The 13,107-nt window shown below is 73.6% G+C and carries 13 protein-coding genes and 1 pseudogene; 8 read left to right on the top strand and 6 right to left on the bottom strand.

The window, feature by feature from the left end; translation table 11 throughout:
- The first annotated feature begins 47 nt into the window (after positions 1 to 47).
- Both ACQEVU_RS24580 and ACQEVU_RS24575 read left to right on the top strand, forming a co-directional pair.
- Complete coding sequence (locus tag ACQEVU_RS24580) at positions 48 to 896, top strand: helix-turn-helix transcriptional regulator (protein WP_433327349.1); 849 nt, start codon at positions 48 to 50, stop codon at positions 894 to 896.
- 255 nt (positions 897 to 1,151) lie between these two features.
- Positions 1,152 to 2,228, top strand: a complete 1,077-nt coding sequence (locus tag ACQEVU_RS24575) for a hypothetical protein (protein WP_433327347.1) — start codon at positions 1,152 to 1,154, stop codon at positions 2,226 to 2,228.
- A 116-nt stretch (positions 2,229 to 2,344) separates the two neighbouring features.
- Here ACQEVU_RS24575 and ACQEVU_RS24570 read toward each other — a convergent pair whose 3' ends face one another.
- Complete coding sequence (locus tag ACQEVU_RS24570; RefSeq protein WP_433327345.1) at positions 2,345 to 3,037, bottom strand: TetR/AcrR family transcriptional regulator; 693 nt, start codon at positions 3,035 to 3,037, stop codon at positions 2,345 to 2,347.
- A 72-nt stretch (positions 3,038 to 3,109) separates the two neighbouring features.
- Between ACQEVU_RS24570 and ACQEVU_RS24565 the strand changes: the two genes are divergently transcribed.
- The 4 genes from ACQEVU_RS24565 to ACQEVU_RS24550 are packed head-to-tail and all read left to right on the top strand — an operon-like array spanning position 3,110 to position 7,826.
- Positions 3,110 to 3,979 (top strand): NAD(P)H-binding protein, encoded by an 870-nt coding sequence (locus ACQEVU_RS24565; RefSeq protein WP_433327343.1) that lies wholly within the window; start codon positions 3,110 to 3,112, stop codon positions 3,977 to 3,979.
- A 42-nt stretch (positions 3,980 to 4,021) separates the two neighbouring features.
- On the top strand, positions 4,022 to 6,187 hold the full coding sequence (locus tag ACQEVU_RS24560; RefSeq protein ID WP_433327341.1) for a glycosyltransferase: 2,166 nt from the start codon (positions 4,022 to 4,024) through the stop codon (positions 6,185 to 6,187).
- On the top strand, positions 6,184 to 6,936 hold the full coding sequence (locus tag ACQEVU_RS24555) for a glycosyltransferase family 2 protein (protein WP_433327339.1): 753 nt from the start codon (positions 6,184 to 6,186) through the stop codon (positions 6,934 to 6,936). The genes ACQEVU_RS24560 and ACQEVU_RS24555 overlap by 4 nt, the downstream gene beginning before the upstream one ends.
- On the top strand, positions 6,933 to 7,826 hold the full coding sequence (locus ACQEVU_RS24550; RefSeq protein WP_433327337.1) for an NAD-dependent epimerase/dehydratase family protein: 894 nt from the start codon (positions 6,933 to 6,935) through the stop codon (positions 7,824 to 7,826). Before ACQEVU_RS24555 ends, ACQEVU_RS24550 begins: the two co-directional genes overlap by 4 nt.
- Positions 7,827 to 7,957: 131 nt before the next feature.
- On the opposite strand, the gene ACQEVU_RS24545 is transcribed toward ACQEVU_RS24550, so the two are convergent.
- The gene (locus ACQEVU_RS24545; protein ID WP_433327335.1) at positions 7,958 to 9,070 is read right to left on the bottom strand and encodes an FAD-dependent oxidoreductase; all 1,113 of its coding nucleotides are present in this window, start codon (positions 9,068 to 9,070) and stop codon (positions 7,958 to 7,960) included.
- 24 nt (positions 9,071 to 9,094) lie between these two features.
- On the opposite strand from ACQEVU_RS24545, the gene ACQEVU_RS24540 reads away from it, so the two are divergent.
- Entirely contained in the window at positions 9,095 to 9,820 is a 726-nt protein-coding gene (locus ACQEVU_RS24540) for a TetR/AcrR family transcriptional regulator (RefSeq protein ID WP_433327333.1), read from the top strand.
- Here ACQEVU_RS24540 and ACQEVU_RS24535 read toward each other — a convergent pair.
- Entirely contained in the window at positions 9,798 to 11,093 is a 1,296-nt protein-coding gene (locus tag ACQEVU_RS24535) for an MFS transporter (protein ID WP_433327331.1), read from the bottom strand. The two genes, ACQEVU_RS24540 and ACQEVU_RS24535, sit on opposite strands and share 23 nt — an antisense overlap.
- 69 nt (positions 11,094 to 11,162) lie before the next feature.
- Between ACQEVU_RS24535 and ACQEVU_RS24530 the strand changes: the two genes are divergently transcribed.
- Positions 11,163 to 11,645, top strand: coding sequence for a cupin domain-containing protein (locus ACQEVU_RS24530; protein WP_433327329.1), 483 nt, complete (start codon positions 11,163 to 11,165; stop codon positions 11,643 to 11,645).
- A 268-nt stretch (positions 11,646 to 11,913) separates the two neighbouring features.
- On the opposite strand, the gene ACQEVU_RS24525 is transcribed toward ACQEVU_RS24530, so the two are convergent.
- The 3 genes and pseudogenes from ACQEVU_RS24525 to ACQEVU_RS24515 all read right to left on the bottom strand — a co-directional run bounded on the left by ACQEVU_RS24525 (position 11,914) and on the right by ACQEVU_RS24515 (position 13,079).
- Positions 11,914 to 12,336: a nuclear transport factor 2 family protein gene (locus tag ACQEVU_RS24525; RefSeq protein WP_433335046.1), complete on the bottom strand. Its 423-nt coding sequence runs from the start codon at positions 12,334 to 12,336 to the stop codon at positions 11,914 to 11,916.
- Between the two features lie 99 nt (positions 12,337 to 12,435).
- Positions 12,436 to 12,516: pseudogene (locus ACQEVU_RS24520) on the bottom strand (GNAT family N-acetyltransferase); the annotation flags it as partial.
- Between the two features lie 23 nt (positions 12,517 to 12,539).
- Positions 12,540 to 13,079: a CGNR zinc finger domain-containing protein gene (locus tag ACQEVU_RS24515; RefSeq protein ID WP_433327327.1), complete on the bottom strand. Its 540-nt coding sequence runs from the start codon at positions 13,077 to 13,079 to the stop codon at positions 12,540 to 12,542.
- Between the last annotated feature and the right edge of the window lie 28 nt (positions 13,080 to 13,107).

Genomic DNA, 13,107 nt, shown 5'->3' with positions numbered 1-13,107 from the left:
TCCGCGGGGCCCACCCAGGCCGCGCCGGAACGCGGCACACTTGCGGCATGACCCATCCGTACGCCCGTGAGCTCGGCGACTTCCTGCGCGCCCGGCGCGGCCGGCTGCACCCGCGCGACGTCGGCCTGGAGCCGGGCGGCCGGCGCAAGGTCACCGGCCTGCGCCGCGACGAGCTGGCCCTGCTGGCCGGCCTGAGCACCGACTACTACCAGCGGATGGAGCAGGGCCGGGAGGTACACCCGTCGGACAACGTCCTGGACGCGCTCGCCGCCGCCCTCGCCCTGGACGCCGAGGAACGCCGCCACCTGTTCACCCTGGCCCACGCGGCCCGCCGCCCGATGCCGGCCCGGGTGGAGCGCGCCCCGGAGCGGGTCCCGGACAGCACCCGGCGGCTGCTGGCGGTGCTGGACACCCCCGCGGTCGTGCTCGGCCGCCACCTCGACGTGCTCGCCTGGAACCGGATGGCGGAGGTGCTGCTCGGCTCCCCGGCCGCGCACGCGCCCGACCGCCTCAACATGCTCCTGCTGATGTTCGACGACACGCTGACCCGCTCGCGGACCTGCCCGGACTGGGAGAGCCAGGCGCTGGACTACATCGGCATGATGCGCGCCGCCGTCGCCACCGACCCGACCCATCCGCGCGCCACCGCGATCGTCGGCGAGCTGAGCATCCGCAGCGCCGAGTTCCGCCGGCTGTGGGCCCGGCACGACGTGCGCGCGACGGTCAGCGGCACGAAGACGTTCCGCATCCCCGAGGTCGGCGACATCGACCTGGACTGGGACACGTACCCCCTGCCCGGCAACCCGGGCCCGGTCATGCTGGTCTTCACCGCCGAGCCCGGCTCCCCCGACGCGGACCGCCTGCAGCTGCTGGCGTCCCTGCACGCGACCGGCTGACGCGGGTCACGCCGGCGGCCCCACCAGCCGGCGGCTGGCCGGTGGACCGGTGCGCCGGCGCGGCGGGCCGCCGAGGCCGCCTACACGTGACCCGTTCCGCCGCCTCCGCGGCGGGCTGGTGGCCGCGATGGAGATCCGCGGGCCGGTGTAACGGTTCTGGGCCACAAATCGCTCCGGGCGGCGCCATTGCAGCCGTCGATCAATTGTTTAGGCTTGTTTCCTAATCGATGGTCGTGCGGCCGAGGGAGTCCTCCGATGCGCCGAATCCTTGCTGCGCTTGCCCTGTTCGCCGCCGTCCTCGTCGCGCCCGCCGGTCCGGCGGCCGCCGCGGTGACCCCGATGCAGATCTATGGCGCCTGGCACTGCAGTAACGACGCCTGCACCTGGGGCGCCACGCGGACGGTGGCCGACTTCGACTCCCAGAACCACTGGCTGGTGGACCGCGGCGACGGCCGGCCGTCCGTCAACGTCGTCGTGCTGAGCTTCGTGGAGCCCCTCAAGCTGCTGCACCTGAGCAACGACGCGACCACCGTCGCGGGCGTCCCGCGGGGCATGACGCCGGACATCGTCGGCTACTTCACCGGCCGCGGCGTCCGCGTGATGCTCTCGATCGGCGGCATCACCTACACCGACGCCTGGAACTCCGCCCTCGCCGAGAACGCCGCGCAGCTCGGCCGCAACGCCGCCGCCGTCGCGCAGCGGCTGGGCGTCGGCATCGAGATCGACTACGAGGAGAACACCAGCCCGAACCTCACCGGGCTGCAGGCGTTCATCGACGCGTACCGCGCGGCGCTGCCCTACGACGCGACCGGCGCCAACCCCGCGGCGCGGCTGACCATCGACGTGGCCGCCGGCGACCGCTACCTCATCGCCCTCAACCGCAAGGCCACCGCCGACTGGCTGCGCACCGACCGGCCGGTCCTGGACTACGCCAACGCGATGGTGCCGGCGCGGCAGCCGTCGGCCAGCGCGGCGACCGCGAGCTGGCAGGAGCACATCGACGGCAAGTCGTCGTACGCGCCGCCGGTGCCGCCGCTGGCCCCGGCCAAGTTCACCGCCGGGCTGTACGTCGCCAGCGGCAGCAAGGTCCTGCCGGAGTGCAACGCCTTCGCCTCGTCGCTGCAGCGCTCCACCGGCACGTTCGTGCAGTCCGCGGCGCCCAACGGCGCGGGCACCACGGCCGGGCTGCTCGGCTACATGTTCTGGGCGGCCGAACGGCCCTCCACGCGCGGCATCGGCACCGTCCCGCCGAACACCTGCGAGGGCGGCATGGGCGCCGGCGCCACCGCCTACCAGATCCCGATCCCGATGCCGGCGCTGCGGCAGAGCTGACGGAGACCGGCAACGGCGGATTCGCCGTTCATGACGGGGGTTCCGGCAGCTCTCGACGACCGGGATGGTGAGGGTGGCCGGCGGGGGCGGCGCGAGCTCCCGCCGGTCCATGACGGCTACGACGGCGTGGGGCGGGACAGCCACTCGGTCAGCAGGGCGCGCTCGGCCGGGGTGATCATCGGCAGGGCCGGGGCCACCGCGAGGAAGGCGTTCACCGTCGACAGTGGATCGGCGGCGGGCAGCGGCGGGGCGTCGGCCAGGATCGTGCGCTGCACCGAGTCCCACATCGCGTCCGGCAGGCCCGGGTCGCGCTCGGCCGGCGGCGAGGACAGCAGCGTCAGCACCGTGCCGATGCCGGCGGCGTGGATGACGGCCACCGCGCGCGGCTCCGGCACCCGCAGGCGGCCGGTCGCGGCCACCCGGTGCACCCGCGCGCGCAGCACCTGCAGGCCGGCGTCCGCGGCCGGCGAGCGGCCGCCCCGGGCCGGGTCGGTGAGCAGGCCGAACAGCGCCGCGTTGGCCAGGCCGAACGCGATGTGCGCCGCCCAGCCGGCGCGCAGGTCGGCGACCGGGTCGTCGACCGGCTCCGTGCCCGCCTTCTGCGTCACGTAGGTCGCTAGGACGTGCTCGGCCACCGCGTCGAGCAGGGCGTCCTTGTCCTCGAAGAAGCGGTAGATGGTCGGGGCCTGCATGCCGGCCGCCTGCGCGACCGCGCGCGTGGTCACCGCCGCCGCGCCCTGCTCGCGCAGCAGCCGCGCGGCCACCTCGACGATGCTCGACCGGGTCCGCTCGCGCCGCTCCTCCGCCACGCTTCCAACGATAACGCAGGGGTGCTACCGTTGTTGCTAACGACGTTAATAACAGCGGTACGAGGAGTGGTCATGATCATCGTTTCCGGCGGGACCGGGCAGCTCGGGCGGCAGGTCGTCGAGAAGCTGCTCGAGCTGGTGCCGGCCGAGCGGGTCGGGGTCAGCGTGCGCGACCCCGGCAAGGCGGGCGACCTCGCGGCGCGCGGGGTGCGGGTGCGGCGCGGGGACTTCGCGGAGCCCGAGACGCTGGCCGAGGCGTTCGACGGGGCCGAGCGCGTGCTCGTCGTCTCCGTCGACCAGATCGGCGAGGCCGCCGTCGCGCGGCACGCCGCCGCCATCGACGCGGCCGCCAAGGCGGGGGCGGGGCGCATCCTGTACACCAGTCATCAGGCGGCCAACCCGGCATCCGCGTTCGCGCCGATGCCCGACCACGCGGCGACCGAGCGGCACCTGCAGAGCACCGGCGTCCCGTACGTCGCGCTGCGCAACGGCTTCTACGCCAGCACCGTCCCGCACCTGATCGGCGGGGCGCTGCAGACCGGCGAGCTCCTCGCGCCGGCCGACGGGCCCGTGTCCTGGACGACGCACGCCGACCTCGCCGAGGCGGCGGCCCGCGTGCTGGCCGACGACGACGCCGCCGGGTTCGACGGGCCGACGCCGCCGCTGACCGCGGCCGAGGCGCTCGACCTGACCACCGTCGCGGCGCTGCTCAGCGTCCGCACCGGGCGGCCGATCCGGCGCGTGGTCGCCGGCGACGAGGAGTGGGTGGCCGCGACGATCGCGCACGGCGTGCCCGCCGAGCAGGCGAACATGCTGCTCGGGATGTTCGTCGCCGCCCGCAACGGCGAGTTCGCGGTCATCGACCCGGCCCTCGACCGGCTGCTCGGCCGCCGGCCCGCCACGGTGGGTACCGTCATGGAGGGCGTTGCGGGGTTGCTCTGACGTTGCGCTCAGGATGCCGTCCGGGCTGCCGATCAGCCCGGCGTGAGCCGAGCCCCAGTCTCCGTCGTCGTCGTCGCGAGCGGCACCGCCGACATCTTCCGCGACTGCCTGGATTCGCTGCGGGTCAGCCGCGATCAGCGTGACGAGGTCGCCTGCGTCGTGCCGGGCGACCGGCCGGACCTGCTCACCGTGGCCGAGCCCGAGCAGTGGCTCACGATCGTGCCGCACGACACGGGCCGGGCGGCCGACGCCTGGACCGCCGGGCTCGACGCGACCAGGCACCCGGTCGTCGTGCTGCTCGACGGCGACGTCCTGCTCACCCCGCACTGGCTCGACCCGATCGCCGAGGTGTTCGGCGACGCCGAGGTGGTCGCGGCCGGGCCGCGGTGCGACCGCACGTTCGGGCCGCAGGAGGCGCACCTGCCGTCCCACGCGCTGCGTACCCGCGACGCGCTCAAGGAGTTTGCGCGGCACTGGCGCCACCAGCACCGGGGGCGGGTCAGCGCCGTCGAGCGGCTCGGCGCGGTCTGCGTCGCCGTACGCCGGGAAGCCCTGGCAACCGCCGGCGGCCCCGACGCCGAGCTGCCGTTTGCGCGGCTCGCCGAGCGGGGCCGCATCGTCGTGGCGCACGAGTCGCTGGTGGCGCACCTGCGCTCCCCGCGCTGCACGGTGCACGCGCTCGCCGCCCGCCACGGCCCGTTCCTCTCCGCGGTCGTGCTCACGCGCGACGACGAGGCCACGATCGAGGGCTGTCTGCGGTCGGTACAGCCCTTCGCCGACGAAATCCTGGTGTACGACCTCGGATCGTCCGACCGCACCCGCGAACGCGCCGAGGCGCTGGGCGCCACCGTGGTCGCGGGGCGGTTCGACGGCGACTTCGGCGCCGCGCGCACCCGGGCGCTGACCGCGGCGACCGGCGAGTGGGCGCTCTGCATCGACCCGGACGAGACCGCCGCCGGCGACCCGATGGCGGTGCGCGGCCGGCTGCTGTTCACCAACACCGAGGCGATCCTGCTGCCGGTCCGCGCCGAGGAGCGGGCCGCCGCCGTACCCGCGTTCGCGCTGCGCCTCTTCAAGCGGCAGCGGGTGCGGTACACCGGCCGCCGCCACGAACTGGCCGTGGACCGCGTCAGCGGGGAGCCGGTCTCCACCTCGGCCGTCCTGGACCTGCTGGAGATGCTCCACCCGGGCGGCGCACCGGCCGGGAACCTGCGCAACGCCGGGCGGTCGGCCGCCGAGCTCGACGCCGTCGCCGCCACCCAGCTCGACCGCGCCCACGCGGCCATCGCCGCCGGCAACTACCCGGCCGCGGCGCGCCTGTGCCGCGAGATCATCGACGGCGACCTGCGCGGCGGGGTGTACGAGCTGGCGCTGAAATCACTCATGAACGCCCTCATCCCGATGGGGCAGCTCGACGAGGCCAACCGGGTGCTCGGCGAGCTGCGGCTGCGCTCGGCGACGCCCTTCGGCCCCGACGAGTGGGAGGCGCGGATCCGCTTCGCCGAGGGTGACTTCCCGGCGGCCATCGACGCGGTACACCGGCTGCCGGCGCGGCCGCTGCCCGGCGGGCCTCCGTCCGCGTACCGCGACCAGCTCGCCGAGATCGAGATCAAGAGCCTGTTCCTGCTGGAACGGCCGGCAGAGGCGGCCGCCAGGCTGCGCGAGTGCCTGCGCGCCGGGCTGCTGCCGCTGACCCTCGCCGAGACGGCCGAGGCGCTGTCCGCCGACGGATCCGGCCTGGCCGAGGTCGTCGAGCTGGTGCCGGCCGAGCGGCGGCGGGCGCTGTACCAGCTCATCGGCGCGGCCCCGGCCGACCTCGCCGACGAGATGCTCGAGGCCCTGTGGGCCATCCCCGACGAGGCGGCCGGCGTCCTCGGCGCGGCCGCGCAGATCGGCGGCCTGCTGCCGCTGCACCGCGCGCACGCATGGTCGGTGCGGCTGCGCAGCGCCAATCCTTTCGGGCGTGGCATGAACCGGCACTGCGCCCTGCTGCGCATCGCCGAGCACCCCGACCGCACGCCGCGCGACCGGGCGCTGGCCGCGGCGGTGGCGATGGAGCGCTTCGGCACGGTCGAGGCGCTGCCGCTGCTGTCCGAGGCCCTCGGCGCGATGCCCGACGAGCAGGAGGCGCAGGTGCTCGAGGAGCTGCGCGAGATCGCCCCCGGGGTGGTCGCCCTGACAACCACAACGCATGGAGGTGGGTCGTGATCGACCTGGTAACCGTGGTACCCACCCGGGACCGCCCGCAGACCGCGCACGAGCTGGTGGAGGCGTTCACCGCGACCTGCACCGCCGACACGCTGCTCGCGATCGTCGTCGACGACAGCGACCCGTCCGGGGCCCGCTACGCCGAGCCGCTCGGCCTCGAGGTCGTCAGCGCCGTCCACGCCCCCGCGGGCGCCTGGGACGCGTTCCGGGAGCGCACGTACGGCGTCTTCAGCACCCCCAGCCGCACCATGGTCGAGGCGCTGAACCTGGCCGCCACCGCGATGCTCGAGCACGTCAACCCGTTCGCGATCGGGTTCATGGGCGACGACCACCGGCCGCGCACCCCGGGCTGGGACCGCCGCTACGTCGACGAGCTGCGCGACCTGGGCTCCGGCATCGTGTACGGCGACGACCTGCTGCAGGGCCAGAAGCTGCCCACCCAGGCCGCGATGAGCGCCGACATCGTGCGGGAGCTGGGCTACATGGCCCCGCCGAAGCTGGTGCACCTGTACGTCGACAACTTCTGGCGCGACCTCGGCACCCGGGCCGGCTGCCTGCGGTACGTGCCGGACGCCGTCGTCGAGCACCTCCACCCCCTCGCGGGCAAGGGCAACGTCGACGAAGGGTACCGCCGCGTCAACGCCCCGGCCGTCTACAACGCCGACGAGGTGACCTACAAGGCGTACCAGGCGGAGCACTTCGCCGCCGACGTCGAGCGGGTCCGCGCGCTGCGGGAGGTGCGGGTATGAAGCGCGCGCTGGTCACGGGCTCGGCGGGCTTCGTCGGCCGGCACATGGTGCGCGAGCTGGAACACCGCGGCTACGAGGTCGACGGCTGGGACCTCGCCACCGGCCGCGACGCGCTGGAGCTGTTCCGCGACGACGACGCCCCGCGCTACGACCTGGTGGTGCACTGCGCCTACCACGTCGGCGGCCGCGCCGCGATCGACGGCGAGCCCCGGCTGCTGGCCAAGAACCTGGAGCTGGACGCCGGCATGTTCGACTGGGCGTACCGCACGGGCCAGCGCCGGGTCCTCTACTTCTCCTCCAGCGCCGCGTACCCCATCGGCCTGCAGGACGGCGGCCCGGACAGCCGGCTGCTCGCCGAGGACGACATCTCCTTCGGCGGCGTGACGCTCGGGCGCCCCGACTCCCGCTACGGCTGGGCCAAAATCACCGGGGAGCACCTGGCCCGCGCCGCCGCCGACGTCGGCGTGCCGGTCCACGTGTTCCGCCCCATGTCCGGCTACGGCGAGGACCAGGACGAGACGTACCCGTTCCGCGCCATCCTGGAGCGCGCCCGCCGCCGCGAGGACCCGTTCGTCGTGTGGGGCCCGGGCACGCAGGTGCGAGACTGGATCCACATCGACGACGTCATCGCCGGCATCTTCGCCGTCGTCGAGGCCGACGAGCGCCGCCCGGTCAACCTGTGCACCGGCCGCGGGCTGTCGATGCTGGAGCTGGCGGCGCTGGCGTGCGAGGCGTCCGGGTACCGCCCGACGTTCGAGCCCCGCCCGGACAAGCCGACCGGCGTGATGTACCGCGTGGGCGACCCGACGCGCCTGAACCTGTACCACCGCACGGCGGTCACCATCGAGGAGGGCGTCGAGCGCGCGGTCGCCACGCACGCCTACGCCTGACAACGCCCGGATGGCCTCGGGCCCGGCGCTGCTCACCGCGACCGTCGTCAGCGGCGCGGTGTGCGCACTGCTGTGGGCCGCGCTGCGCAGCGTCGCCGACCGCGTCGCGTGATTCAGTCCGCGGCCGCGGCCTAGGTGGGCCGGGGCGCGAAGAAGCGGACGATGTCGTCGGCCGCGGTCGGGGACAGCATCATTGCCTGGACTCGTGCGGACATTTCGGCGATCGGCCGGATCCTGGTGAACATCGCCTCCTCGTACGCCCGGATCGCCGAGCCGGGGTCGGCGGGGTCGGCGGCGAGTTGCGCGGCGAGCTCGGCGGCGTCGAGCATGGCCTGGTTGGCGCCCTCGCCCACCGGCGGCATGAGGTGCGCGGCGTCGCCGATGAGCGTGATGCCCGGCCGGTGGGCCCAGCGTGTGCCGGTGGGCATCGCCTCGATCCGGCGCGCGGACGGCGGGCCGTCGCCGGCTTCGATGAGTGCGGTGAGGCCGGGGTCCCAGCCGTCGAACATGTCCAGCAGCGCGCGCTTGCTGCGGTAGGTGTCCAGGCGGCGGTCGTCCGCGGGTAGGGAGATCCCGACCCGGATGCTGCCGTCGCCGAGGCGTTGCGCGGCCAGGATCCGGCGCACGCCGATGCACCAGAGGTTTCCGGGGCCGACCAGCTCGGCGACATCCGGGTGGCGCCGGTCGGCGTCGCCGATGCTGAGCTCGACCAAGGTGGCCACGCCGGACAGTGGCGCGTCGGTCAGCAGCGGCCGGACGACCGAGCGGGCGCGGTCCGCGCCGATGAGGACGTCGCAGTCGCCGCTGTGGCCGCCGTCGAACGTCAGCCCGAAGCCTCCGCCGGCTCGTGGCGTCGCCGCGACGAGCCGGTGCTGCCACACCACGGTGCCGGCGGGAAGCGAGTCGAGCAGCAGGTCACGCAGCGCGCTGCGGTCGATCTCGGGGCGTCCGGAGAATGAGCCGGGTTGTGGCCTGTGGTGCACGAGGGTGCGCCCGGCCGGGTCGAGGATGCGATGTTCCTCGCTCTCCGGCCGCGCCTCGGACCGGAACTCGCCGGCGAGGCCCGCATCGGCCAGGGCCCGCTGCCCGGACTCCGGATGCAGGTCGAGCGATCCGCCCTGTGATCGCGCGGATCGGCTCGCCTCGCGTTCGTACACCACCGCGGCGATGCCGTGCCGGTGCAGGATCCGGGCCAGCGTCAGGCCGCCGAGGCCACCACCGGCGATCGCAATTCGCATCATCATCTCCGTTACCGTACGCTGTATCGTATGGATACGCTGTACGGTAGCGCACCCCTGCCCGTCTGGGAACGGCCCGAGCCTCAGCCGCGGGCGGCGCCGGTGCCGCTGAGCCGCGCGAAGATCGCCGCCACGGCGATCCGGCTCGCCGACGCGGACGGCCTCGACGGGCTGTCGGTCCGCAAGCTCGCCAAGGAGCTCGGCGTCGGCCCGATGCGGCTCTACGACTACGTGACCAACCGGTCCGAACTGCTCGATCTGATGGTCGACGCCGTGTATGCCCGGATCGCCGAGGCCGGCGAGCACTCCGAGTGGCGCGCCACGGTGCTGGCCATCGTCCACCGGACCCGCGAGGCCGCTCTTGATCATGAGTGGTTCGCCGACCTGCTCGGCGCCAGGCCGCACCTGGGACCGCACGCGCTCGCCGTGGGCGAGTCGACCGCGGCGGCGCTCAGCCAGGCTCCCGGCGTGCGCGGCATCGACGATCTCCAGCGGGCCCTGGGCGCTCTCAACGCGTTCATCGTCGGAGCACTCCGCAGGGAGATCACCGAGCGGCGCACGGCCCGTGCAACCGGCACCGACGTGTCCGCCTGGCAGGCCGCCCTCGGCCCCTACCTGACACGCATGCTCGAGACGGGCCGCTACCCCACCATCGCCCGGCTCGTCATCGACGGCGCCCACCTCAACGCCGAGGAGACCTTCCACCACAACCTGGTCACCATCCTGGACGGCATCACCGGCCATCCCCGCGCGTGACCTCCGGCGTACCCCGGGCCGGGAAGTCGCGCAGCGTGCGGGCCTCGGTGGCGAGCAGGGGCAGGGGGGCGATGACGTAGAGGACGGCGAGCGCCCACATGGCCGGCCGGATCCCGAGCGCCGAGGCCAGCAGGCCGGCGGTCGCCGCACCGAACGGGACGGTACCGAACACGAAGATCCGCGATGCCGCGGTGACCCGGCCGAGCAGGTGCGCGGGAACGAAGCTGCCGCGGAACGTCATGGTCATCACGTTCGACATCGTGGCCCCGGCCAGCGCGATGCAGGAGCCCGCCGCGAACAGCGCCAGGCGCCAGCCGTGGCCGCCGAGCGGCAGCAACAGCACGAACGGGGCGGCCGCGACGTTCGCCACCAGATAGGTGCGGGCGCTGCCGAAGCGCCGGGATGCGCGCGCGGCGAGTGCGGCGCCGAGGATGGCGCCGAGGCTGCCCACGCCGATCACCAGGCCCGCGGTTCCCGGCGCGGTGCCTTCGGCACGCACCAGAAAGACAACCCGCAGTGCCGTGATGCCCAGCAGCGCGAAGTTGGTCACCGCCGCCACCACCAACATGGCCTGCAGCAGGCGTCCGCGCATGATGAAACCGATGCCCTCGGCGATCTGGCGCAGCATGCCCGGGCGATCGCCCGCGGACGGGTGCGGCTCCGGCTGGCAGCGCAGGCCGAGCAGGCAGGCCGCCGACACCAGGAAGGTGCAGGCGTCGATGAGGATCCCGCTGACCGCGCCGGCCGCCTGGGCCAGCAGCCCGCCGAGGCCGGGCCCGACGACCAGGGCGACCGATGCGCTGGTCTGGAGCCTGGCGTTGCCTTCCATGAGGTGCTCCGCGCCGACGAGACGGGGCAGGAACGCGTTGAACGCCACGTTGGCGAAGACACCGGCGACCCCGGCCAGCAGCGCGGCCGCCAGCAGCAATGTCATGGTCAGCGCGCCGGCCCAGGCCGCGACCGGGACGGCGACGAGCACCGCCGCGGAGGCGATGTCGGCGATCAGCAGCGTGCGCCGGCGCGGCCATCGGTCGACCCAGACACCGACCGGCAGCCCGATCAGCAGCCACGGCAGCCAGGTGGCGGCCGTGAGCAGGGCGACCATGGCCGGACCGGCATGCAGGGTCGAGACGGCCACCAGCGGGAGCGCCACCGTCGAGATCGCGGAGCCGACCGCGCTGGTGCTCTGCCCGACCCACAACAGGGCGAAGTTCCGCGTCCGCAGCAGCCCGCCCACAGGCCTGTGCCGTGATGCGGGTCTGCCGTCGATCATCCGGGCAGGATCACACGACAGGCCCGCAACGTCGATTGATTTGCGCTCCTCGGCGTGCATGATGTGGGCATGACCTATCCTCCTCCGCTGTACCACGGCAACGAGGGCGAGATCAGCGCAACCTACCGCCCGGACGGCACCGCTGCGGAGCTCGTCTATCCGAACGGCACCCGGGTGCACTACCTGTCGACCGGCGCGTCGACCGGCGGCCTGTTCGGCCTGTACCGCTGGGAGTGCGGCCCCGATGTGACCGGGCCGGACCCGCACTTCCACCGCTCGATCACGGAGTCCTTCTACATCCTGTCCGGCACCATGCGAATCTTTGACGGCGGGCGCTGGATCGACGCCGAGCCAGGGGACTACGTGCACGTCCCGGCGGGCGGTATCCACGGGTTCAAGAACGAGTCCGGAGCGCCGGTGTCGATGCTGCTGCACTTCTCGCCGGGCGCGCCCCGCGAGGGCTACTTCGAAGGGCTGGTCCGGGTCGCGCAGATGGGCGAGGAGGAACGCGCCGCGTTCTACCGCGAACACGACAACATCTGGCTGACCTGATCCCGGCCGCGGCCGTCACCGGGTGGCGATCGCCAGGGCAGTGGACGCAGCGGCCAGCGCGAACACGACGAGTCCGATCGCGGCCGCGATGCCGAGTGGACGCGGGCCCAGCAGCCCGAGCAGCAGCCCGGCCGCTCCGGCGCCGTCGGCACCTTCCGCAACGTGGAGCGAAACCGCGGGCCGCTGCCGGCGACGGCCCGCGCAGCGGCCCCCGAGATGGGCTCAGGTCAGCGTGTGCAGCCGGACGACGTCCAGGAAGGCCGGCCGATCAGCCGGTGGGGGCGGCGGATGGCGGCTCCGTGAAGTAGTCGCGCAGCATGGCGATCCGGCCGTCGCGGAGGCGGAAGATCTGCAGGAGTGACATCGTCGTGCGCCGCCCGTCGGGCTGGTCGAAGGCGACGTCGATCTCGGCCATGAACACGTCGGGATCCGTGGTGTCGTGCAGGACGTAGGCGGACCGTTCCAGGTTCATCGTGCCCTGGGAGGACGGCTGGGACTGCTGGTGGTACAGCGCGGTCCCGGTCCGGATCGCGTCGCGGCCCACGAGATGGTGCAGCGGATGACCGTCGGGAACCAGCGGCGAGTCGTACACGCCGTCGTCGGTGAACATCGCGGCGATCGCGTCCGGGTTGCGGGTGATCGCGCCGGCGTACATGTACCGCTCGAAGATTTCCTTATGCGAAAGAGCCACTCTCCAGCCTAGCTCCCGCCGGCCTCGAGGCGCAGGAGCGAAGCCGGCCCGCTGCAGCGGCCTGAGCGACCTCACGTTGTCGCCGGCGGCGCGGGCGTACAGCGGCCGGACGGGAACCGCCTCCAGGAGCAGTGTGAGCGCTCGTCCGGCGACACCTTGCCCGCAGAAGGATCTGCCGATCCAGTACGTGATCTCGGTGTCGCCTAAGAGCTGCGCTTGCGGGCGCGGTAGGCGGCGGCGTTCGTGCGGTTGCCGCAGCCGCTCTCGCAGAAGCGGCGCGAGCGGTTCTTCGACAGGTCGATCACGACGTCGTTGCAGTCGTCGGCGGCGCAGAAGCGCAGGCGGTCCAGCTCCTTCTGGCGGATCACGTCCAGCATGGCCATCGCGAACTCGACCTGCATGCGGATGTGCAGGTCCGCGTCCGGTGGGGTGGCGTGCATGTGGTAGTCCCAGCCGTCGTGCTTCACCAGCTGCGGCAGGGCGGCGGACTCGCGCAGCATGGCGTTCACCAGGTCGACCGCCTCGTCCTCCGAGGCGGACCAGACCGCGCGCAGGCGGGGGCGCAGCGAGCGGACGCCGGCCAGCTCCTCCTCGTCGTGGGTGCGCTTGCCCGTCCACGTCCACGGGGACAGGAACCGCTCCAGGGCGGGCACGTCGAGGAGGTGGTCGCCGTCGGAGCCCAGCGTGTTGACCAATGCGGCCGCCGCGACCAGGGACAGCTCGGTGTCATGAGCAAAAAGCATCTTGACTCCTTATCTCGCGGGGCAGTAC

Source organism: Dactylosporangium sp. CA-139066, assembly GCF_050936175.1.
Lineage (GTDB): Bacteria > Actinomycetota > Actinomycetes > Mycobacteriales > Micromonosporaceae > Dactylosporangium.
Note: the sequence above shows the minus strand (reverse complement) of the source record. Positions and strands in the feature narration are given on the sequence as shown.

What these genes read in the sequence shown, in the direction of transcription:
- ACQEVU_RS24565 (WP_433327343.1), top strand. Translation starts at nt 3,110, where the DNA reads ATGATCATCGTTTCCGGCGGGACCGGGCAGCTCGGGCGGCAGGTCGTC.
- ACQEVU_RS24540 (WP_433327333.1), top strand. Translation starts at nt 9,095, where the DNA reads ATGGATACGCTGTACGGTAGCGCACCCCTGCCCGTCTGGGAACGGCCC.
- ACQEVU_RS24535 (WP_433327331.1), bottom strand. Translation starts at nt 11,093, where the DNA reads ATGATCGACGGCAGACCCGCATCACGGCACAGGCCTGTGGGCGGGCTG.
- ACQEVU_RS24575 (WP_433327347.1), top strand. Translation starts at nt 1,152, where the DNA reads ATGCGCCGAATCCTTGCTGCGCTTGCCCTGTTCGCCGCCGTCCTCGTC.
- ACQEVU_RS24515 (WP_433327327.1), bottom strand. Translation starts at nt 13,079, where the DNA reads ATGCTTTTTGCTCATGACACCGAGCTGTCCCTGGTCGCGGCGGCCGCA.
- ACQEVU_RS24545 (WP_433327335.1), bottom strand. Translation starts at nt 9,070, where the DNA reads ATGATGATGCGAATTGCGATCGCCGGTGGTGGCCTCGGCGGCCTGACG.
- ACQEVU_RS24580 (WP_433327349.1), top strand. Translation starts at nt 48, where the DNA reads ATGACCCATCCGTACGCCCGTGAGCTCGGCGACTTCCTGCGCGCCCGG.
- ACQEVU_RS24550 (WP_433327337.1), top strand. Translation starts at nt 6,933, where the DNA reads ATGAAGCGCGCGCTGGTCACGGGCTCGGCGGGCTTCGTCGGCCGGCAC.
- ACQEVU_RS24530 (WP_433327329.1), top strand. Translation starts at nt 11,163, where the DNA reads ATGACCTATCCTCCTCCGCTGTACCACGGCAACGAGGGCGAGATCAGC.